Annotated in this window: 18 protein-coding genes; 2 read left to right on the top strand and 16 right to left on the bottom strand. The window is 49.1% G+C overall.

Features of this window, described 5'->3' with window-relative positions:
• The 10 genes from AC1WIP_RS00965 to AC1WIP_RS00920 all read right to left on the bottom strand — a co-directional run.
• The coding region (locus tag AC1WIP_RS00965; RefSeq protein WP_481140049.1) for a VirD4-like conjugal transfer protein, CD1115 family at positions 1-1,321 on the bottom strand (1,321 nt) is incomplete at its 3' end.
• A gap of 306 nt (positions 1,322-1,627) precedes the next feature.
• Positions 1,628-1,996 carry a hypothetical protein gene (locus AC1WIP_RS00960; protein ID WP_481140048.1) on the bottom strand — a complete coding sequence of 123 codons (369 nt, stop codon included), beginning with the start codon at positions 1,994-1,996 and terminating at the stop codon, positions 1,628-1,630.
• Positions 1,997-2,173: 177 nt separating this feature from the next.
• Positions 2,174-2,797: a 4Fe-4S binding protein gene (locus AC1WIP_RS00955; RefSeq protein WP_481140047.1), complete on the bottom strand. Its 624-nt coding sequence runs from the start codon at positions 2,795-2,797 to the stop codon at positions 2,174-2,176.
• 114 nt (positions 2,798-2,911) lie between these two features.
• Complete coding sequence (locus AC1WIP_RS00950) at positions 2,912-3,685, bottom strand: nuclear transport factor 2 family protein (protein ID WP_481140046.1); 774 nt, start codon at positions 3,683-3,685, stop codon at positions 2,912-2,914.
• 143 nt (positions 3,686-3,828) lie between these two features.
• Entirely contained in the window at positions 3,829-5,850 is a 2,022-nt protein-coding gene (locus AC1WIP_RS00945; RefSeq protein ID WP_481140045.1) for a beta-galactosidase, read from the bottom strand.
• Entirely contained in the window at positions 5,847-6,848 is a 1,002-nt protein-coding gene (locus tag AC1WIP_RS00940) for an FAD-dependent oxidoreductase (RefSeq protein ID WP_481140044.1), read from the bottom strand. The genes AC1WIP_RS00945 and AC1WIP_RS00940 overlap by 4 nt, the downstream gene beginning before the upstream one ends.
• Positions 6,849-6,859: 11 nt before the next feature.
• Positions 6,860-8,413, bottom strand: a complete 1,554-nt coding sequence (locus tag AC1WIP_RS00935; protein ID WP_481140043.1) for an FAD-dependent oxidoreductase — start codon at positions 8,411-8,413, stop codon at positions 6,860-6,862.
• A gap of 58 nt (positions 8,414-8,471) precedes the next feature.
• Positions 8,472-9,308: a carbohydrate ABC transporter permease gene (locus AC1WIP_RS00930; RefSeq protein ID WP_481140042.1), complete on the bottom strand. Its 837-nt coding sequence runs from the start codon at positions 9,306-9,308 to the stop codon at positions 8,472-8,474.
• A gap of 44 nt (positions 9,309-9,352) precedes the next feature.
• Positions 9,353-10,231 carry a carbohydrate ABC transporter permease gene (locus AC1WIP_RS00925; protein ID WP_481140041.1) on the bottom strand — a complete coding sequence of 293 codons (879 nt, stop codon included), beginning with the start codon at positions 10,229-10,231 and terminating at the stop codon, positions 9,353-9,355.
• A 25-nt stretch (positions 10,232-10,256) separates the two neighbouring features.
• Positions 10,257-11,669: an ABC transporter substrate-binding protein gene (locus AC1WIP_RS00920; RefSeq protein ID WP_481140040.1), complete on the bottom strand. Its 1,413-nt coding sequence runs from the start codon at positions 11,667-11,669 to the stop codon at positions 10,257-10,259.
• A 168-nt stretch (positions 11,670-11,837) separates the two neighbouring features.
• Between AC1WIP_RS00920 and AC1WIP_RS00915 the strand changes: the two genes are divergently transcribed.
• Positions 11,838-12,593: a response regulator transcription factor gene (locus AC1WIP_RS00915; RefSeq protein WP_481140039.1), complete on the top strand. Its 756-nt coding sequence runs from the start codon at positions 11,838-11,840 to the stop codon at positions 12,591-12,593.
• The gene (locus tag AC1WIP_RS00910; RefSeq protein WP_481140038.1) at positions 12,580-14,367 is read left to right on the top strand and encodes a cache domain-containing sensor histidine kinase; all 1,788 of its coding nucleotides are present in this window, start codon (positions 12,580-12,582) and stop codon (positions 14,365-14,367) included. Before AC1WIP_RS00915 ends, AC1WIP_RS00910 begins: the two co-directional genes overlap by 14 nt.
• A 16-nt stretch (positions 14,368-14,383) precedes the next feature.
• Here the strand turns inward: AC1WIP_RS00910 and AC1WIP_RS00905 are convergent, their stop codons facing one another.
• From AC1WIP_RS00905 to AC1WIP_RS00880, 6 genes are all read right to left on the bottom strand, one after another.
• On the bottom strand, positions 14,384-16,285 hold the full coding sequence (locus tag AC1WIP_RS00905; RefSeq protein ID WP_481140037.1) for a heavy metal translocating P-type ATPase: 1,902 nt from the start codon (positions 16,283-16,285) through the stop codon (positions 14,384-14,386).
• Entirely contained in the window at positions 16,286-16,504 is a 219-nt protein-coding gene (locus AC1WIP_RS00900) for a cation transporter (RefSeq protein WP_481140036.1), read from the bottom strand. It lies immediately after the preceding gene.
• Positions 16,505-16,744: 240 nt separating this feature from the next.
• Positions 16,745-18,268, bottom strand: coding sequence for an ATP-dependent Clp protease ATP-binding subunit ClpX (gene clpX, locus AC1WIP_RS00895; protein WP_481140035.1), 1,524 nt, complete (start codon positions 18,266-18,268; stop codon positions 16,745-16,747).
• 153 nt (positions 18,269-18,421) lie between these two features.
• Positions 18,422-19,846, bottom strand: a complete 1,425-nt coding sequence (locus AC1WIP_RS00890) for a S1C family serine protease (protein WP_481140034.1) — start codon at positions 19,844-19,846, stop codon at positions 18,422-18,424.
• Between the two features lie 111 nt (positions 19,847-19,957).
• The gene (gene glmS / locus AC1WIP_RS00885; RefSeq protein ID WP_481140033.1) at positions 19,958-21,784 is read right to left on the bottom strand and encodes a glutamine--fructose-6-phosphate transaminase (isomerizing); all 1,827 of its coding nucleotides are present in this window, start codon (positions 21,782-21,784) and stop codon (positions 19,958-19,960) included.
• Positions 21,785-21,860: 76 nt separating this feature from the next.
• Positions 21,861-22,784, bottom strand: a complete 924-nt coding sequence (locus tag AC1WIP_RS00880) for a glycosyltransferase family 2 protein (protein ID WP_481140032.1) — start codon at positions 22,782-22,784, stop codon at positions 21,861-21,863.
• Positions 22,785-22,899 lie beyond the last annotated feature (115 nt).

The raw sequence follows: 22,899 nt of genomic DNA, 5'->3' as shown, positions 1-22,899 counted from the left end.
TCTCCCGGCTCCTCATAGTGGAAAGCAGTGAACAGTAATCATCCGGCAGTGCGACGTTGGCAGACTCATCCCGCAGGAATGTCACATGGATAGGAAGTCTGCCGCCGCAGTTAAAGTCCGCCTGATAGTACAGTTCCTGAAAAATCTGTGTATAGAGCATTCCTATAATAAAGTTGTAGGACTTATCAGAATCCGGTATGACACAGAAAAGAGCTGTCTTTGTCTCGCCGTCCCCGTTCACACCAATGCCAAGCTCCGCAAGGTTTAAATCATCCTTCGACAGCATACGAAGCACCTGCTTGTTTTCCAGAAAAGCAAGTCTTGAGTTGGCAGAAATAATGATGGAGCGGACAGTATCTCCGGCACCACGCATACATTTGTTGTACTGCTTTACCGCTGGATGTGCTGCGCCAAGAGGGGAGGTTTCCTCCAGAAACTTTATGCGTATATCCAGTCTGGAAGGCTTATTCTGCTCTGTCACCTCCGCTTCTCCAAGTAGTTTTAGAACCGTCTCAAAGTTTCTTCGTGCTGGTGGTTCTTCAAGCCATACATAATAAAAGATTGCCTGCAAAAACAGCCCCTCCGCTTTCTCCCAGAATGGATCGGAGGGCGTTGCTCCCTTTGGTGTGGTATTGGAAATCAGGTTTGTTATGAGTTTGACAATATCTGTTTCTTCCCTCAGATAGGAAAAGGGATTATAACAGTCGGACTTTTCCATCTCCAAAAGGTTGATGACCTTCACATTGTACCCATTGTCCTTCAGCATCTGTCCGCAGCTTCTTAATATCTCTCCCTTTGGATCGGTACAGATAAAAGAGCAGTTATGGGGCATCTGCATCAGATTCGGTTTGACCTCATAAAAGGTCTTTCCGGCTCCGGAACCGCCGCAGATCAGGATATTCCCATTCAGCTTCAGCCTCCGAAAGTCCAGCGACATCTTCACATTCTGGCTTAGAATGCGGTTGAAATTCTCGTCCTTATCCATAAGGATTTTATTGGCAAACTTCGGTGACTCAAACCTTGCTGTACCAAATTCCTTGCCGGGCAGGAAATTCCGCTGGCTTGTGACATACATGAGTAAAGCGGCAGCATATACCACAAGGGCTATTACTACCGCTTTCACAGTTCTTTCATCCGGCTTAGCTGCTATATAGTAAGGCGGCAGATAGGAAACCTCTGTTTCAACCTCCTTTTCATGCCCATAACTTCTTTCAAAGTCATGAATAAACCTTTCTTTTATCAAGACTGCTCTTGTCTTATTTTCCTCGCTGGCTAACTCCACCAGCTCGTCCAGGAACTGAATTAACCCTCGCTTTGTCATTGCTGTTCTGCATCCTCCTTTTTCCGGGCGAAAAAAATAGGACTAAGTCAGCAAATCCAAAGAACAGCAGATACTGCTGCCCATACTTTGGTCGAAAGCTAATTTAGTCCTGTCTAAATTTACAATATTCAGTTTTTCAGGCACAAAATGCCTGTTGCCAGAAATCAAATATACTGCGTGTGAAATAGATGCAAGTTTGTTTTTCTGAATGATAAAATGAGCTCATCCTAACTCAAAATAACCATTGATCTGGCTTTTTTTCGTAGGACTAAATCAGCGGGAACCCTTGATTTTGCCGGGTTCTTACTAACTTGACATTATAATAACACGCTCCCCTGTGTCAATCATGCAAACTACCACGCCTCTTCCCGTGAGACTTAAGGGAGGCCTCTGGACCTGGGTGATGCCGCTTGCGATCAGACTCCCCGGGTCGAACCCCTCCGCCACCCGCCCCTGCTGCATCAGCCCATAGAGCTTGGGAATGGTCTGATAATCAAAAAAATATTCCTCGATATCGGGAATTCCGCTTCTGTTTAAATAGACCACATTATACAGATTTTCAATGTTTGCATAGCAGAAATCATACACTCTGTCCGTCTCCACCATGCCGATGGAATAATCCGTGATCACATCATAAAAATTATTGGAAAGAATCTTTTCCTTACAGTCCGCCACACTGCTTCTCCTTTTACGGGTCTGAAAACAGGCGATCCCAAAGCTCAGATTTATATTTTCTAAATCTTCCCTTTGCAGTCGCCTGGCCTTAAAACCCTGACTTTTCTTTTATCATACGCAGGAGCTGGGAAAAAATAAACTTTCATTTCCTGCTATTTTTTTTGCTCCTGCATCATATCACCGGCTCCGTTCAATGGCCCTTGCGGGACAGATTTCAAAGCAATTTCCACAGTGCAGGCAGTGTTCCTGTTGGATGACAACGGGTTTTCGGGTAATATCAATGCACTTCTGAGGGCATTTGGAATAGCACAGCTTGCACCCAATGCACTTGTCCGTCACAAGGTAGCCGGTTTCCTTTGCCTGTGCGCCGCCGAAGGAAAAGCCTGCCCGTTCAATCGGCTGTTTGGAAAGGTCAAACCATTCACCAGTCCCCTCGTAGATTTTGAACACAGTAAGGGCACTGCGGGAGCGTATATCGGGATAGATTTTTTCCATATACAGATTTTTACGGAACAAGTCGGGCAGCTTGTCCGGCCCGATTTCTTTTGCCCTGCCCTGCACCGACAGGGCCACACATGAAAGAGTATCTTCCCCCTTCATGGCCGTAAAAGCAATGTTTTCGTTGGCTCTCAGCCGTTCATAAAAATTCTTGCCCTTTGCGGTCAGAAAATAAAGGCCGCTTTCATCATAATCCATGATGTCGATGGCGCAGGTAACGGGACGTCCCTCACCGTCCACGGTGGCAAATACGGCAGAGTGAATTTCTTCCACAATATATTTCAAATAATTTCTTGTCTGCATGATGAACCTCCTGCTCCTGCCTGCCCTTTCATATCGGGGCAAGCCGTTTATAAAGCAGCATGGTGACAATGCTGATACCGATTCCTTTCAGTTCGCCAACTATCACTGCCGTCATTAAAACTTGCCGTTCTGATTCTGCCACGTGGACTCATCAGCAATGGTTTCCATCACATCCCAATGCTCGGCAATCTTGCCGTTCTCCACGCGCCACAGGTCATAGTAGCTGGTAGACGCACCGCCGAAGGTGCCCTCACTGACAGCCAGAACAAAGTTGCCTTGTGCCAGTACCTGGTGGGTGGTAGTGTAAATCATCTGGATTCCCTGCTCGGCAAGAGCGGACAGCGCAGCGCCCAGCCCGGAAAGTCCATCGGCAATACCCGTGTTGTGCTGAATGTAAATATCCCCCTCAAAATAGTCGGCAGTTTTTTCGGGGCGTTTTCCCTGCATAACGTCATAGAGGAAATTCTTCACCAGTTCGCGGTTTTCCTCAGTCTTATCCATATCCTTCAGTTCCTTCGTACCGTCGATCTGAGTTCGGCCAGAAGGATTCGGCTCAGCTTTGGCAGCCAGATTGTCCCAATGCTCGGCAATCAGGCCGTTTTCGTCAAAGCGGAAGATGTCAAAGGCTACCTGCTCACCGGCACCGGCAAAGTTGTAAACGGTCTGCAAGAATACCTTGTCCCCATCTTCAAAGGCCCGGATGTTATTAACAGTGGTTTTTACCGGCGCAGAAGCCAGATAGGAAACAGAGCCAGAGAAAGCGTCGCGTCCGGTGCCATAGGCCAGATTGTGCTGAATGTATCCTTCAGCCAGCAGGCTTTTCGCTTTTTCAGTGTCACCATCAGCGAAGGTGTTAATGAGTTCGAGAGCTTTCTGAATATTTGTCATTTTGGTTTCCTCCTTATTGATTGCATGATTGTTTACAATGAGCTTCGGTTCGGCCGCTCTCCTCAGCTCTTGTCTATATTATAGGAAGGAAAGTTTCTTTCGTAAAGTAAGCACTTTATTGTGCTGTAGTTACCAAAATGATACTATTGTAGCTTCTGCTTTAAAATCACCGTTTCCAGCGGTTCCATGCTTCCCTGTTCTCCCTTTGCTTCTCCTGTGCGCAGCATTTCTTCTCCCTCGGGCATTTTTACTGTGACAGGCTGTCCATTCCAGTTGGTATAAAAAAGATAGCGCTCTTTCCGTCCGCATCTTGTGCACAAAGTCACCCCCTTAGGCAGTCCGCCGGGAATATAGGCAGCGCCCGCTCTCTCAAGCAGTCTGCCGTACAAAAGAAACAAAAAGTCACTCTCCGCCCTTGCCGCCAGATACCAGACCTCCCCCTTTCCTATCCGGTGTCTTGTAAGGGCAGGCGTTCCTGCATACCACCCGGAGGTATAGCATGCCTCCACATCCGCCTCCCCGGCATGAATCACCTCGCAGTAATCCCTGCAGCTCCAGCTGTCCTCCCCAGGCAGGCTCTCCCCAGTACAGCAAAAGCTCCCTCTTTCCTGGGGGTATAAAAGATCAAGCTCCTCCGCCCAGACTCCGGCCAGTTCCCCAAGAGGGCCCGGGAAGCCTCCCTGGAAGCATAAATCGTTTTCATCTGTAATGCCGCTGAAATAGGTTAAGAGCAAGACCCCTCCCGCCTGCACAAACTGCAGAAGCCGTTGCGGAAGCTCCTCCTTTACCAGATAAAGCATAGGCGCGGCAATCAGTCTGTAGTCCTCCAGGGTCTGTTCCTCATCTATCACATCCACATTTACCCCATATCGTCTAAGGGCCCGGTAATGCTCCCGTATGGTTTCTTCATAAAATTTGTCCTGTCTGGGCCCTTTGGACCCCTCAATGGCCCATCTGTTGTTCCAATCGTATAAAAGAGCAGTCTGGGAAATGGTTCCGGTTCCTTCTATTTCCCCTAAATTCTCCAATATCTCGCCAAGTCTGGCCGTCTCCCGAAACACTCTGGTATGCTCATGACCACAGTGTCCTACTACGGCTCCGTGAAATTTTTCATAGCCGCCTCTGCTCTTTCTCCACTGAAAATACTGTACGCTGTCCGAGCCGTGGGCGATGGCCTGCAGGCAGCCGGCCACATGAATGCCTGGGGCCTTGGGCTTTCCCACAGCCGGCCAGTTTGTCAAGGAAGGAGTGGTTTCCAGCAGCCAGAAGGGGCTTTTTTTCAGGGAACGGGTCACATCGTACTCAAAGCCGGCGTCCATAGCGATTTCATAATCCGGTCCGCCGCCCCACTGAGGATAACAGTCCAGGGCCGCCACATCCAGCCAGGGCGCCATTTTAGGATAATCCACCTCGATAAAGCTGCCAATCATGTTGGTGGTCACAGGAACCGAGGGGGCATTTGCTTTTACCGTTTCAATTTCCCGGCGCATGAAATCCACGGTCTGTTTTGTTACAAAACGCTTCCAATCAAGCATAAGCCCCTGCAGGGCCATCTCTCCCCTTGAGGACGGGGATTCTATCTGTTCCCATGCCGTATAGGTCTTTGACCAAAAGCCGGTCCACCAGGCTTTGTTTAGTGCCTCAAGGGTGCCGTATTTTTCTCTCAAAAATTCTCTGAAGGCATCCTGGCACAGAGGACAGTGGCATTCCCCGTGGTATTCGTTGGAAATATGCCACGCCTTAAGCGCTGGATGGTTCCCATACCTTTTTGCCAGCCTTTCGTCGATGTCCCGCACCAGCCGTCTGTATGCCGGGGAGGTGTAGCAGTGGTTCATGCGCATGCCGTAGAGATTACGTTTCCTGTCCTCCGAAACCCGAAGCACCTCAGGATACGCCTTCGCAAGCCACGCCGGTCTTGCTCCGCTGGGAGTAGCCAGTATAACGGATATATGATTTTCATAAAGTGTATCCATCATTTGATCCAGCCATGTGAAATCCCACACGCCCTCCTGCGGCTCCAGAGCAGACCAGGCAAAGACACCCAGGGTCACCGTGTTGATATGGGCAAGCTTCATAAGCCGGATATCCTCCTTTAGAATATCCGGCCTGTCCAGCCACTGCTCCGGGTAATAGTCCGCTCCGTGCATCAGCCCTTTTCTTTTCATTTTCCCTCCTGCTCCTCTTTTTCCAAAAAATCCTGCACTAAGTCCGCAGAAGCCACTCCTGCCTCTATGGCCAATTCATTGGTGTACTCCTCAAGACCTATGGAAAAAAGCCTTCCCCGTCTTTTTTCCGCAAACTTCCTTGTGCCATACCATTCTACCTGGGGTGCTATGTGAATAATGGAAGCCTTTTCAAATCCCTGCCTGGTTTTCCGCAAGGTATCCCTAAGTCTGTAAGCGTAGCCTCGAAGAGCTATTTCCGCTCTGGACAGCGTAAAAATGGAGAAATCAGGCAGCATTATGGGTATGCCTGCCATGATGGTTTCCCCGAAATCAGGACTGTGAAAGCACCTGAAAGCCTCGTTTCCACAGGTTATTCCATTCTTTTTCCAGGAAAATTCAGGCTGCAGCATTCCTATGAGAAAGCCCTCCCCGCATATGCTTCCCGGCTCCAGCACCTCTGCAAGAGCCTGCGTGGGAATGCCGTTCCACTTTATGGCGCCAAAGGCCTTACTGCTGCCTGGCTGCCAAGGAATACCCGCCATTGCCAAGACAGCTCCATAGGGCTCTGCGTCAACCAACGCCTTGCTGTGTATCTCCAAAGTTTCTGTCTTACACTCTGCCAGACACACGATCTCCTTTTCCTCCTGTTTTACCTCAAAAGGAAAGATATGGCTGAGTACGGTGACGCCGGCCGCCTCTAACATCTGGGCCAGTACCAGCTTACAGCGCTGGTCATGGAATAAGGGCCCTTTTGTTCCCTCCGCTCTTCCCGCCTTTTCCAGCAGTTCTTCCGCATATGCAGCCGCCCTGGGCTCCTTTATCTTTTCACAAAAAAGACTTACCTCAAGCCCGCCTGTGGCCGCTCCTCCCAAAGAGCCTTCCCGCAGCGTAAGCAGTACCTTTCTCCCCGCCTTTGCCAGGGAAGCTGCCGCAATGCAGCCCTCCAGAGAACCTCCCACAATCAGCACGTCAGTCTCATGTCTTTCTGTCTGTTTCATTTTCCTTCCTCCTACACAGGGCTGCCTTCGGCAGGTCCCTTTTTCTTTTCCGCAAGTCCAAGCTCTTTCAGTCTTTCTTCCGTTCCCAGATATACGTTTTGGGAGAGCAGTTCCTCTTGGATTCCTTTCATGTCCTTTGCAGCCAGCTCCCTTACAGTGACGCCTTCCTTTGCCGCAAGCCCCGCAGCTGCTCCTGCAGCCTGTCCCAGGGACATACCCGCAGACTGATAGCGCAGCATGGTCTGGGGCACTGCAGATACACTTTTCCCACTGGCCACAAGCAGATTGTCCACTCCCTCCGGCAGCATAACGCCAAAGGGAATATCCACGGTAGCATTGCTCACAAACTCGCCTGTCAGCTTAAAGTTCATCTGTCTGGGCCTGCAGGCGATTACATCCTGCTGATAAATATCCTCTTCCTTCAAGTCTTCTGATTTGGCATATTTTGCATCTCCCGTAAGATTACGAAGAATATTATACTCTATATCCGTGCCGTTTGCCGTAGGATCGTCCGAATGAATTTTTCCTGTTTTCTTTTGCTCATCCTTGTCAAAGGTCACATCACTCTCGATTCCCCTGCTCACCCGTATGGCCAGCTCATCCGATACCTGAGCCACATAAGCATGCTCAAAGCCGGGAATATTTTTTATCATAAAATCTGCTACATAATAAACCGCCTCATGAGCCCTTTCCTCAGCGTCAGAGAGTACAAAGGGATCCAGGGAACGAATACGCCACATCTGGGAGTTGATCACTGCCGTGTCAGATCCTTTCATCCCTATGATACAGCAGGAGTCCATGGAAAAGATATCTCCCATCTCCTTTTGAAATCGTCCCTCCTTTATGGCATCCTGAAACAGGTCCCAATCCTCTCCTCCCGAATGGGGAAAATAAAGCACATCCCTGTTGAGCCATTCCTCCTCAAACTCTTTAAAGTCCTTCATGGCGTCAATCCCTATGGGAAAGGTTTCGGGATGCTTTTTAAAATGCTCATACAGCTCCTCCAGCCTTACGTTGGCAAACTTAAAGGTAAGGGTCGCCATGCCGCAGGCATACCGGGTAGGCGCGCCGGCCTTCCACGCCATATCGCATTCTCCCGTGGTGTCCACCACCTGCTTTGCCCGGATCAGCGCCTTTCCGTCAGGAGTATTTACCCACACTCCTGTTATTTTTCCATCCTCAACCAGAGGCTTAAGGGCCATGGTGTGAAATAAAACCTCCACCCCGGCGTCCTCCATCATCTCGTCAAAAACCACCTTCATCTGCTCCGGATCGTGCACCAGCCTTCCGTCAGGATAACGCCATTTGGAGGTGGCAGCTCCTCTTTTCTCCATGCGCTCCATCCACTCCAGAGGGGCTCCCTTCATGACCATCCGCCCGTCCCGGGTAATAAAATGATTGTATAGGTTAGAGATCATGCTGGAGCTGGCAATGCCTCCCAGAAATCCGTTTCTTTCCAGAAGAATCACCTTTGCTCCTGTCCTTCCGGCTCCCCAGGCCGCACCACAGCCCGAGCAGCCTCCGCCGCATACCAGCACATCTGTTTCTATTATTTTTTCGCCCATTTTCTCCTCCGTCCATTTTTTTCAGGCTTTCTTCTAAAAAATTCCTTTTTCTGCCCTCTCAGCTCTTGATTCCCGTGGTAGCGATTCCCTGTACGAAATATTTCTGCAGGCAGATAAACAAAACAATCACCGGCAGCATGCTTACACAGGACATTGCAATAATACTGTTCCAATTTACCACCGAGTCCGCATCTATGGCCAGTCTCAGTCCCAGGGATACCGGATATTTGGTAACTCTGTCTATGTACAAAAGCGGGTTAAAGAAATCATTCCAGGTCCACACGGTCTGAAACAGCGCCGCAGACACAATAGGCGCCTTGGAAAGCGGCAGAATCACCTTCACCAGAATCTGCCATTTTCCCGCTCCGTCAATATATGCGGCCTCATCCAGGTCCATGGGAATTCCCCGGAAAAACTGAATCAGCAGATAAGTGAAAAAAGGATTCACTGCAAATGCCGCCATGGCATAAAAGGGAATATAGCTGTTGAGCCAGTTAAAATCGTTAAATAAAATATACCTGGGTATCATAACCACTGTATTTGGCAGCATCATGGTGGACAGCATGGCCATCATCAGTACTTTTCTGCCCTTAAACTCAAATCTGCAAAATCCATAGGCCACCAGAACAGCCGACACCACTGTGAGAAGCACAGTGGGGATCACCAGCTTGCAGGAGTTGATCAAAAAGGTGGAAAAAGGCACTGCCGCCGTGGATTTCCAGCCGTTGATAAAGCCGTCCAGCGTAAAATTCTCGGGAAACAGCTTCACCGAGGTGAAAATTTCCGCATTTTCCTTGAAGGAAGAAAAAAAGAGCCACAACAGAGGATACCCCACTATTACCGCCGCTGCCGTTATCACAAGGTACAGCGCCGCCGTCTTCCATTTCCGTTTCATTTTTCCTCTCATTCCGCCGTTTCAACGGCCTTGTATTTTTACCTTCATCGCTCGTCACTGTAATACACCCATTTCCCCGACAAGGAAAAAAATACCAGGGTAAAGGTGATAATGATAGAGAACAAAATCCATGAAAGGGCGCTGGCATATCCCACCTTCATATCGCGGAAGGCAGTGTCATACAGATACAGGGAATACAGATAGGTACTCTTTACCGGCCCGCCCTTTGTAACCAGATAAGCCGGCGTAAAAATCTGGATGATCTCAATGGTCTGCATGATGGCGTTGAAAAAGATAATGGGCGAGATCATGGGCAGGGTAATCTTCCAGAAGATACGAAAGGGGCCCGCCCCGTCAATTCTTGCAGCCTCCGTCAGGTCTGTGGGAACATTTTTTAGCGCCGCCAGAAAAATCACCATAGGCGCCCCCATCTGCCAGAGGGGCAAAAGCATCATAACCGGAAGGGCCAAATCCGGATTTCCCAGCCAGTTCGGCCCCTCTATTCCAATTACGCCCAGAAGCAGATTCACCAGGCCGTCCTTTTTAAAAACGTATTTCCACAAGATTGCCAATGCAACGCTGGAGCCCAGTATGGAGGGAAGATAAAAGACCGTATAGAATACGCCTCTTCCCCTCCTGATTTTATTGAGCATGAGCGCCACCGCAAGCGCCATAACCAGCTTGAGTGGAACCGACACTACCGTGTACAGCAAGGTTCTCCCCAAAGATTCCATGGCTGTATTGTCCGTGGTAAAAATCTCCTTATAATTTTTAAGCCCCACAAAATCCATTTGGAACATATCATAGTCCGTAAAGGAATATAAAAGAGAAACCACAAAGGGATACAGGGTCAACACAAAAAATCCTATCAGCCATGGCGCAATATAAAGATACCCCAGATATTTCTGCTTCCTGCTTTTCATCTGTCAAACCACCTATCTGCCGTTGTCAGCCGGCGCTTAATTCCTGCAATAATGCATTCAGATCAGTAATCATATTGGCAGAGGCTTCTTCCGGCGTCTCCACTCCGTAGATTACCATTTCCATATAGTCCACAAAGACGGATTTCACTGACGCATTCAGCTCATAAGCGCCATTTTTCAAGGACATTGTGTCATTTGAAATCTGAATGGCCTGTGACATCAGCTCACTTAACATATTGTTGCTTTCCAGTGCCTCCAGGGCGCTTGCGCTGGCAGGAACGCCTCTCTGGGTGCCCAAAATCAGGGACGCTTCCTCACTGTTTAAAAACCACTCCATAAACTCCGCCGCGGCCCTCTGGTGGGCTTCATCGGAATTTTTATTGATGGCAACCATGAGGGAAGGACAGCATTCCTGTCCGGAAATCTGGGCGTCCTCAAACATAGGCATTGCCGTTACGCCAAAATCATAGTCCAAGCCTGCAATTTCCGTATCAATATTGGAAAAGAACAGGAAAATGCCTCCGATTTTGCCGTTCAGCCACAAAGGATTGTTCTGCATGGAGTCATACAAAACTGCCTCATCATAGGGCTGGGAAACCTCTTCGTTAAAAATCTCCAGAAAGCTGTTGAAGGCCTGTGTCATCTGCTCCTCATTAAAGCCCAGGGTGAAATCGTCCTGCACATCGATCTCATTGGTGATCTGCTCCAGCATAGGCTTTAATATATAGCGCAGATAGCCGTCCGTCACCGCTGTTGTCATATAAGCCTCCGGGTCCTTTTCATGCAGCTCCTTCCCTATCTGGATAAAATCGTCCCAGGTGGACATCTGCAGATTGCCGTTCTCATCGCACCAGTCCGCCAGAAGCGTTTTGTTGTAAAGAAATACGGTTCCGTTGTAGCCAAAGGGCAGTACCTGTACCTCTCCGTTAATGGTGCAATAGTCCGTCATCATGGATTCTGATATCTGCGTCAGATCCAAAATATCCGAATACTGGGACAAATCCGCGAAAGCGTCTCCTCTGGCCGACAGCTCCGCCACCCAGCCCTGATCCACCTGAAAGACGTCCGGGGCGTTGGAGGAGGCCAGCTGTGTCACCAGCTTTTCATAGTATCCGGAAAAGCTGGAATATTCCGGTTCAATGGTCACACCGGGATGGGCTGCCTCATATACCTCAATGGCCTCCAGGGTGGCTTCATGCCTGGAATCTCCTCCCCACCAGGAAAACCGAAGCACAATTTCTTCACCGTCAGCTGTCCCGGCCGTATCCTGAGAAGCTGAATCTGTTCCTGCGCTGTCTGCGGACGAGGTCTCCGTCCCGGATGCTTCTGTGGCCTGGGCATCCGACGAAGGCGCCGGCTCTTGCGCCGTCTGACCACAGGCTGCCAGGCTCGCGGTCATAGCCGCTGCTGTCAGCAATGCAAATAACCTTTTTTTCATACCTTTCCTCCTTTATTTTGTACTTTGTTTGGTTGGTGGTTTGAGTATAGCATCTTAAGGCCGATTCCCATACCTACAGAGATTGACAAAAGCTCTCATCATATGCTAACCTTTTCTCGTAGGTATCATTATATGACATATCGTTTCATAAGGAGGCCTGAGAAGAAGATGTATTCCTTGATTATCGTGGAAGATGATGATAGTATACGAAGTGGATTGGTACATTTATTCCCCTGGGAGGACTGCGGCTTTACCATTGCCGGGGATTTTTCCAACGGGAGAAGCGCCTGGAATTTTTTAAAGGAGCATTCTTCTGTGAATGCTGTTCTGACGGATATCAGAATGCCCCTGATGGACGGTCTGGAGCTGACACGCAGGGTGTATGAGGAAATGCCTCAGACTTCTGTTTTTCTCATATCGGGATTTCAGGATTTTTCCTATGCCCAGCAGGCGATTCATTACAATGTGAAGGATTTTTTTATTAAGCCTGTGCGCCATCAGAATCTGATGCTCTCCTTTTTAAAGCTGAAGGAGGAGCTTGACCGGCTGAATCTTCCGGATGCCGATCCGGGCCCGGTAAACCAATACTATGATCAGATCCTCCGCATGGTAAAAACCTATGTGACGGATCATTTAAAAACCGCTACCCTGGAGGAAGCCGCCGTTTTGTCACACTTAAGCGCCGGTTACCTCTCCCGGCTTTTCAAAAGCCAGTGTTCCATGTCCTTTTCAGATTATGTGCTGAAAAAGCGGATGGAGAGAGCCTGCGTGCTGTTAAGTGATCCCAGAAACAAGATCTATGAAATTTCTGACGCCGTGGGATATGACAATCCCAAAAATTTTTCCCGGGCATTTCGCAGCTATTTTCATATGTCACCCAAGGAATTTCGAGAAAAGGGCAGTCAATCTTATGATGAAACATAACCGAATGCAGCAAAAATACTTTTTCCGCCAGTTGATCCGCCACCTTCTGCTGATCACCCTTCCTATTCTCATGCTTGGAATCCTTCTGACCAATCATTTCCGGAATCAGCTCAAAGAGGAGCTCACTGCTTATGCGGAGCGCTCCAAAAACTATATGCTCACAAGCGTTACAGATATTCTCAACACCTTTTCCGAACAGATGGCCATTTTTTCCACTTCCCCTTCCATGGCCGTTTCCATTTCACGGCTGCTCAACGAACAGTCCCTGGATTATAAAAATAATGTGATGAAATCCATTATTCCCACCATCATCGGCACAACTGTAAATCTCAGTGATTATGTGGATTCTATCTATATTTATTATGATAATCCTTACGGTAATTTCTTCAGCAGTACCGCAGGCTATACCAACATTGCCTCCGCGGCCTGTCAGGACAGCGGATGGCTTTCCTCCTATGAGCAGGCTGAGGCTTCGCATAAACAGTGGGTGGAAATCAGAAGCATAAGGAATTATTCCTTTGAGCAGGAACTGGAAACCCTTTCCGTTTTCCGCAGATTTGATTATCTGGACGGGGTTATGGTAATGAATCTGAATCTTTCGGAAATTTCCCAGACCCTGGATGTGAACCAGATTTATCCCGGCTCCTACACCCTGGTAGCGCTTTCAGATGGAAACGTTCTTTTGGGAAGCTCTGATTACAAAATTCTTGAGGCCGATTACAGAGACATTTCTGAAATCATCCAAAACCCCTCTTCCAAGAATAAAGCCTATGACCACATAGAAGTCAATAAGGTCTCCTATGTGTACTATTCCTCCACCATCCCGGAGTACGGGCTGACCATGATTTCCCTGCTGCCAGAGTCCGAGGTATTCCGCACCGTAAACAGCATGGTCATAGCCTTTAGCGTGATTATTGTCTTTAGCATCCTGTTAAGCATCACCTTAAGCCTGCGGGGCACCGTTCGAAATTTCCGGCAGCTTCACCAGCTTCTGGAGCTGTTCTCCTGCGCAGAAGCAGGAAAAGCGCTGCCATCCTCCTTCCGCTCCCAGGCCCGCAACGAATACGACCTGATTTTCAACAATATTATATCCACCTTTATCTCCAACAACCGGCTCCGGCTTGACCTGACGGAGGCAAAGATCCACCAAAAGGACGCCCAGCTTGCAGTTTTGCAGCTCCAGCTGAACCCGCATTTTATTTTCAACACCCTGCAGACCGTAGACCTGGAGATTCTCAAATCCCAGCCCCCGGACAATGCCCCCAGCTTTTTAATTCACAATCTGTCTGATATTCTGAAATACTCCCTGGAAAACACCTCCAGGCTTGTACATCTGAAGGAGGAAATCGCCATCTGCAAAAAATATGCGGAAATTCAAAAGCTCCGATATGCTAATCCTTTTCTTTTATACTGGGAGTACGAGGAGGATGTTTTGGAAATTCCCATTATCCATCTGGTTCTGCAGCCCCTTTTGGAAAACAGTCTGCACCATGCCATAAAGGAACTGCCAAGGCAGGGACTTATCAAGATAAAGCTTTTCCTCCAGAACAAAAGGCTTCACTTTTATGTGGTGGACAATGGTCTTGGCATCTCGAAAGATCGGCTGGCGGAGATAAACAGCCGCCTGAAACGCCAGGGCCTCACGCAGAATTCCCACATCGGCCTGTATAATACCAATATGCGGCTGGTGCTCGCCTACGGTCCGGAGGCGGCCGTCTGCGTAAACAGTAAGGATGGACAGGGAACGGTGGTTCATTTCAGCATTCCCGTTTAAAAAAGAAAAGGCGTTTTCACGCCTTTTCTTTTACTCTCAGACATCTGATGGCATTGAGCACAGCCAGCACCATAACGCCCACATCCGCAAAGATTGCCATCCACATGTTTGCAATGCCCACGGCTCCAAGCAGCAGGCACACAGCCTTCACCGCCAGGGCAAATATAATGTTTTCATAGACAATGCGCAGGCATTTTCTGGAAATTTGAATTGCCAGTGCAATCTTTTTGGGATTATCATCCATCAGCACAATATCCGCCGCCTCTATGGCTGCATCTGAGCCCAGGGCTCCCATGGCAATTCCAATATCCGCCCGGGACAGCACCGGAGCATCGTTGATGCCATCTCCCACAAAGGCAAGCTTTTCCTTTGGATTTTTTTCCTGAAGAAGCTTCTCTACCTCTTCCACCTTATCCCCGGGCAGAAGCTCGCTCTTGACCCGGTCAATGCCAAGCTCTGCCGCCACATGCTCCGCCACCGCCTTGCTGTCTCCGGTGAGCATCACCGTGGTTTTCACTCCGGCCCGTTTCAGCGCCCTGACGGCTTCCTTTGACTGCTCCTTTATCACATCTGCAATCAGAATGTATCCCCCGTAGCTGCCCTCCACAGCCACATGGACAACTGTGCCGATGCCGGTGTTCTCCGCATAGGACAGTCCCAACGCCTTCATCAGCTTAGCATTTCCTGCGGCCACCTGTCTTTCGTCAACCATTGCAGTAACGCCCTGTCCTCCGATCTCCTCTACGCCGCTTACCCTGCCCGCGTCGATATCCTTTCCCCAGGCCTCTTTCAGGCTCTTGCTGATGGGATGATTGGAATAGCTCTCCGCATAAGCCGCAAGCTCCAAAAGACCTGCCTGGGCATCCTCATAGGAGCTGTATTTTTCTGCAAAGTCTGCTGCCGGGAAGATTCCCGTCACGGCAAACACACCCTTGGTCAGCGTGCCTGTCTTGTCAAACACCACATATTTTGTCTGGGAAAGAGCCTCCAGATAATTGGAGCCCTTTACTAAAATGCCGCAGGCAGACGCCCCTCCGATACCGCCAAAAAAGCTTAAGGGGATGGAAATCACCAATGCGCAGGGACAGCTGATTACCAAAAAGGTCAAGGCCCTGATTACCCATGTGTCAAAGGCCGCCGGATTTCCCACAAGCAGATTGAAAGCGGGCGGAAGCAATGCCAGAACCAGCGCGGCCCCGCAGACTGCCGGCGTGTAATATCTGGCAAATTTTGTGATAAAATTTTCCGAGCGGGATTTTTTCATACTGGAATTCTCCACCAGATCCAATATCCTGGACACAGTAGATTCTCCAAATTCCTTTGTGGTCTTTATCCTTAAAAGTCCCGACACATTGATACAGCCGCTGATCACAGCGTCCCCCTCCTTCACTTCTCTCGGGATGCTCTCTCCCGTAAGGGCGCTGGTGTTCAGCGTCGACGTTCCCTGAAGCACTACCCCGTCAATGGGCACCTTTTCCCCTGGCTGTACCAGAATAACGGTTCCCGGCTCCACCTCATCAGGGTCTACCCGGGAAAGCTTACCGTTCTCTCCCTCTATATTGGCATAATCAGGACGGATATCCATCAGTGCGCTGATATTTCTGCGGCTTTTTCCCACAGCCACCGCCTGAAACAGCTCCCCGATCTGATAAAACAGCATAACGGCCGCGCCTTCCACATATTCGCCCAAAAGCATGGCTCCCACAGTGGCCACCGCCATCAGGAAATTTTCATCAAATACCTCTCCGTGGACAATGCCCAGTACGGCCTTCCTCAAAATGTCATAGCCGATAATCAGATAGGGAATCAGATACAAAACCGCTCTCAAGGGGCCTTCCACAGGGACAAAGGAAAGCACTGCCAGCGCAAGGGCGGACAGAATAATACGATATAAAACTTTTTTCTGTTTCTTTGTCATTTACACATAAACCTCACAGTCTGATTCCACTCTCTTACAAGCCTTTACCACCTGCTTCATAACGGCTGACTCCTCCATTCCCTCCTCAAATTCCACCTTCATCTTCTGCGTCATAAAGCTTACAGCCGCATCCTTAACGCCCTCCACTTTTTTTGCCGCATCCTCCATCTTTAAAGCGCAGGCTGCACAATCCACTTCGATTTTATAAGTCTTTTTCATGCCATTCTCCTCCATATGTTTTAGTTGCAAATGAATCGCATTTGCGTGTTCTTTTAATCATATGATCATTCGTTCATATGAATATAATACCATACGCCTTGAAAATGTCAATAGAAAATTTAAGTTTTCCTAATCTGCATAAAAAAGAAGGCACTGCAGTGCATCCTCTCAGATGCTTTTGCTGTGCCTTCTTTCTTCTTTTTCTCAGGCAGCTGCCTTATGGGGGCCGTTTTGCCTTCTCTACTCAGCGGCAATCTCCCGCAGTCCGTTCACATTTTCCACAAGCTGGTTGCTGCGGATATCTATGATAGGCCCTCCAGTGCCTTCTATATACTCTCTGGTAATGGTCACACGCCCGATATTGTCGTCCTTCGGAATCTCATACATAATATCCAGCATAAATTCCTCGATGATAGAGCGCAGTGCTCTGGCTCCGGTATCCCGTTTCATGGCCTTTTCCGCAATGGCCTCCAGCGCCTCGTCCGTAAACTCCAGCTTTACCTCGTCCAGCTCAAGAAGCTTCTGATACTGCTTTAAAATGGCGTTTTTGGGCTCCTTTAAAACCTTCACCATCATTTCCTTGGACAAGCCCTCCAGCGTGAATATAATAGGCAGACGGCCGATAAACTCCGGAATCATTCCAAATTTTCGAATGTCCTCCACCGTAACCTTGGAAAGAATGTTCTTATCCTTGTCATATTTATCCTTCAGCTCTGCGTTAAAGCCGATAGACGCCGTTTTCGTCAGGCGCTCCTTGATAATGTCCTCCAGATCGGGAAAGGCTCCCCCACAGATAAACAATATGTTTCTGGTGTTTACCGTGGCAAGGGGCACCATGGCATTTTTGCTGTTGGCCCCCACGGGCACCTCCACCTCGGCGCCCTCCAGAAGCTTCAGCATCCCCTGCTGTACGCTCTCTCCGCTTACATCCCTGGAGGTAGTGTTTTTCTTTTTGGCAATCTTATCGATCTCGTCAATAAAAATAATGCCTCTCTCCGCCTTTTCCACGTCGTTGTCTGCAGCCGCAAGGAGCTTTGACACCACGCTCTCGATATCGTCGCCGATATAGCCCGCTTCTGTCAATGAGGTTGCGTCTGCAATGGCCAGAGGTACGTCAAGAAGCCTTGCCAGGGTTTTCACCAGATAGGTCTTGCCGCAGCCGGTGGGGCCAATCATCAGCATATTGGACTTCTCGATTTCGATATCATCCATGGTTCCCGTGGCAACGCGCTTATAATGGTTGTACACCGCCACGGAAATCACCTTCTTGGCATGCTCCTGTCCCACCACATACTCGTCCAGGCTGGCCTTGATCTTATGGGGAGGCGGAATATTTTTTATATTTAACACCGGCTCCTCATTTTCCTTCTTCTTTTTCTTTTTCAGCTTCTGTTTATTGGGAATCCCTCCGTCTCCCTGAAGATCTGCAAGATTCACAAAGCTGATATTGGGGAAGCTTCCCTGCTTATTCAGCCGGTCCAGCTCACTTTGCAGCTGGGTATTGTTCAGCATTCCCTGATAATCAAACTGGCTCACCGTCTCCATGGTCTTGTGCATACAGTCATTGCACACACAGATGTTATTTGGCAGCTTGAACATTTTTCCCGTCTTGCTCTCGGGTCTGCGGCAGATAAAGCATACGTCCTCGTACTCGCTGTTATCGCTCTTTCCCGCTCTTGAGGTGTTGGAGGCATCGGCATGCCTGGAAAGCTCCCCGCTCTCCTCCTTCTCTTTCTCATCGTTTCTATTCAAATCATCTGACATTTCAGTATCCGTATCCTTCCTTTTATTCTGTTAACTGATACATCCCCATTATAACCAATGTTTCTTTGGTGTACAAGTGAAGTTTTTCTAAAAGAAATCCCGGGAAGGCGGAAAACCGCCTGCCCGGGAAAGGCATCTTCTATTACTTTGAAGTTACTGGCTGTCCGCCGGTCTGCTCCCCAGCGTAATCTCCAGATCATACTGTACATACTGGCCGTTTTCCGGTCTCATAACTGTCACCGTTGCGGTGTCGCCTGAAGCATAGTACTGGAGTACATCCTGCAAATCAGAATAGCTGCTGATTCTCTCTCCGTCAAATTCGGTAATGATATCTCCACTCATAATACCTGCTCTCTCTGCAGCAGAACCGTCCTCGGTTTCCACTACATAGACGCCCTGAGGCATATTATACATGGCAGAAATCTGAGAGGTTACCTCCTGAAGACTGATGCCAAGATAACCAACCTCGTTTTCCTCCACCTTGCTTCTGGTCTGACGCTCCATCAGATCTGCGATAATGGGACTTGCGGAACTGATAGGAATAGCATAGCCCATACCCTCCACAGAGCTTCCGCTGATCTTATTGGAGTTGATGCCGATGACCTCACCCTTAATATTTAACAGCGCGCCGCCGGAATTACCGTGGTCGATAGCCGTATCTGTCTGAATAAAGATTCCGGTAGAGCCGTCCTCCAAGGTAATCTCACGGTTCAAGGCGCTTACAATACCGCTGGTCACAGACTGTCCATATCCCAGAGCGTTACCGATGGCAATTACAGGCTCGCCCAGCTTCAGAGAATCGCTGTCACCCAATGTTGCAATGGCAATGCTGTTCTTGGTTTCATCAGAAAGCGAATCCAGAGGAATCGCAATCACCGCAAGGTCCATATCGGAATCCGTTCCCTTAATGCTGGCCTGGGCTTCCGTATCATCAATGAAGGTCACCGTCAGGGCATCTGCATCCTCTACCACATGATAGTTTGTCACAATCAGCAGTTCCTCCTCGCTCTCCGCCACAATAATGCCGCTGCCGCCTGAGGTCAAAGGCTGACTGTAGGTCTGGCCAAAAATATTGGTTCCCGTCTCTGTGTAATTATTCACAATGGACACCATGGCCGGCATAACCTCCTCCACCACGGAGGAAATATCGGAATCCACTACAGTGACACTGTTGGTGCTGGTAAGCTGGATTCCTGAGCCGGAGGTATTGTCCTGTATTCCAGCAGCTCCCGCCTGGGTCTCCAAAACCACATTGTCATTGGCGGAAAGCTGTGCGGTTCCCTCGTGGACGGCATAAAAGCCTATCCCTGCGAACAGGCCAAAGAGCAGCCCCATGCTCACACTCATCATCACCTTGCGGAAAACCCCTTTCCCTTTGCGCTTGGGCTCTTTCCCTTTTGTATCAGGATTCGGATTCTGTCCCTGGAAGGTATTTCCCGGGCCCGTATGGTATGCGTTATAGCCCTGATACTGAGTGCTGTTGTAGGTTTGGTTTCTATCTGCGGCATTTCCTCCGCTGTAAACACCGGAGGTATTACTGCCGGCGCCGCTGCCGGAATAGATTTCATTGTCGTACATAAATACTACCTCTTTTCTGGATGTTTTGTTTTCTTTGTTTATGCACTCAGTATAGCCACGATTTGTGACAAAATTGTGATGAAACTATTAAACCCCTGTGAAATCGTTTTTTTATTCCACTGTGACAGATTTTGCCAGATTTCTTGGCTTATCCACATCGCAGCCTCTGCCCACAGCCACATAATAGGCAAACAGCTGTAAGGGAATAATGGCCAAAGAATTGGAAAAGTAAGGATTGGTCTCCGGAATATAAATCACATAATCCGATGCTTTTTCAATCTCCTTGTTTCCTTCGTTGGTCACTGCCATCACAAAGGCTCCCCTTGCCTTTACCTCTACCATATTGCTGATTGTCTTTTGAAACAGCGCTGGCTGGGTGGCAAGGGCCACCACCAGAGTACCGTTCTCAATTAAGGAGATGGTTCCATGCTTCAGTTCCCCGGCGGCATATGCCTCGGAATGAATATAAGAAATCTCCTTCAGCTTCAGGGAGCCCTCCAGGGAAATGGCATAATCAATTCCCCTTCCGATAAAGAAAATCTCCCTGGCTCCCACATAGCGGTTTGCAAAGTGCTGTATCTTTTCCTTTTGTCCCAAGAGCAGCTCAATCTGATCCGGCAGGCATCTTAAGTCATAAAGCATGTCGTCAAATTGTTTCTTACCAATAGCGCCTCTGATTCTTGCAAATTTTATGGCCAGCAGGTACAGCGTCACCAGCTGGGCGCTGTAGGCCTTGGTTGTAGCCACTGCAATCTCCGGTCCTGCCCAGGTATACATCACACTGTCCGCCTCTCTGGCGATGGAGCTTCCCACTACATTCACAATGCCAAGCACCTGAAAGCCTCTTTCCTTGGCCTCCCGCAAGGCAGCCAGGCTGTCCGCTGTCTCACCGGACTGGCTGATGACAATCACCATACTGTTTTCCTCCAGAATGGGATTTCTGTACCGGAATTCACTGGCTACGTCTACCTCCACCGGAATCCGGGCCAGCCCCTCCAGCACATATTTTGCCGTTACTCCAGCATGGTATGCAGAGCCGCAGGCCACAATATAAATCTTTTTCAGAGCCTTGATTTCCTCATCCGTCATCTTCAGCTCTTCAATAACAATATCCTTATCCCGGATGCGGGGCGAGATGGTATCCGACACAGTCTTTGGCTGTTCGTACATCTCCTTCAGCATAAAGTGCTCATATCCCGCTTTCTCCGCTGCGTCCGCGTCCCAGTCAATGGAAACCGGCTCCTTGACCAGCTCCTCCTCGTCCACGGAAAAGAACCGGATGCCATCCTTTCTAAGGGCCGCCACCTCCTGGTTGTTCATATAATAAACATTCCGGGTGTATTTTAAAATGGCAGGCACATCCGAGGCAATAAAGCAGCCGTCCTCATTCTGCCCCACAATCAGGGGACTGTCCTTCCTGGCCGCATAAATCTCGTCCGGGTAGTCCGCAAACAAAATTCCCAAAGCGTAAGAGCCCTCCACCCGGTGGAGCACCTTAGTAATAGCCTCCAGCGGATTTCCCTTATAATAGTAGTCCAGCAGATGCGCCAGCACCTCCGTGTCCGTCTCCGACACAAATTCATATCCCTTATCCATCATTTTTTTCTTCAGGGGAATATAATTTTCTATGATTCCATTGTGCACCACCGCAATGGTTCCCCCGTTATTGGTGTGAGGATGAGCGTTGATGTCGTTTGGCGCTCCGTGAGTGGCCCACCTGGTATGCCCGATGCCGCTAAAGCCCTTCATGGTGGAGCCTCCCTTGGTCAGATTCTCCAACACCTTGAGGCGCCCCTTGGCCTTTTTCGTTTCAATCCGTTCCCCGTCAAATACAGCCATTCCCGCAGAGTCGTAACCCCGGTATTCCAGCCGTGCCAATCCGTCCAAAATAATGGGGGCCGCCTGTTTCTCTCCAATATAACCTACAATGCCGCACATACTTCTCCTCTTTTCTGCGCCGCCCTTTGTATATTCCAGGCTTATGCAGGCAGCGCAGCCACAAGCCCTTTGTCTGTTATCTTTCCCAATATTCTCTGTTTGAAGTCAGAGCAAGCACCCACCTGCGGGGCAGATTTTCATAATGCTTCCCCAGCAGATAGCCCATATATCTGCAGACACACTGGACCAAAAATCCCGGCATCTGCCAAAACAGGCCCTTTTTTTTCAGCTGTCTGAGCGTCTCAAGCACCAGCTTCTTTCCCTCCGACTCAGAGACAATTTCTGCAAAAACCTCCGGGTGCTGGGCCTGGGATACCCCCAGATCAAAATTTCTCTTAAGCACCCCAAGCTTCGTGTTATTATGGGAATGAATCACTCTCGCCCCGGCTTCATATGCGATGCCATAGCCTGCCTTCACTGCGCATGCCGCGTAAATCATATCCTCATTAAAAATGGTATGCTTTACAAATCCGCCCAATTCCTCATATATGTCACGCCTGTAAGCGGCACACACATTGGAACAGAAATAGGTTTTAATGCCAAGCTCCGGCAGGTCAGCCGCCGTCTTGATGCGAGACTTTGGCGGGTAGTTAAAGAGTCTGGATATTTTTTCCGTTTCCCGGCAGTCCAAAGCCGGAAGCTGTCTCGCATAGGCTGCAGCCACCTGTCCCTTTAAATGGGCCGTCAGCTCCTCAATCAGCCGCTCGTCCGCCGGGAGCGCATCCTGGGTCATCATCACAAAAATATCCCCATCCGACCTGCGCACCCCTCTCCTCCTGGTTCCACCATGGTCGAATTCCTTCTTGGAGAGATGATAGACCTTTACGTTTGGAAACAGCTCAAAAAATCTTTTTCCATAAATCAGCTGTTCAAAATACTTTTGTTCCGTATTCATCAAAATGATATTCCGCACAGGCACTGTCTGCCCCTTAAGCCCCTCCAGCAGATCAAAAAGCGCTTCTGTAGGCTTATACACAGGAATAATCACGTCAATATTCATAGCTGCAATACTCCCCATTCCTCTCACAATATTTTCTGTAAGATAGGTAATTGCGAAACTCGCTCTCTGGTATCAGAAGCTGGGCGTAATAACCAAAATAAGGGTGACCAGCCAC

The organism is Acetatifactor sp., assembly GCF_982438285.1.
Note: the sequence above shows the minus strand (reverse complement) of the source record. Positions and strands in the feature narration are given on the sequence as shown.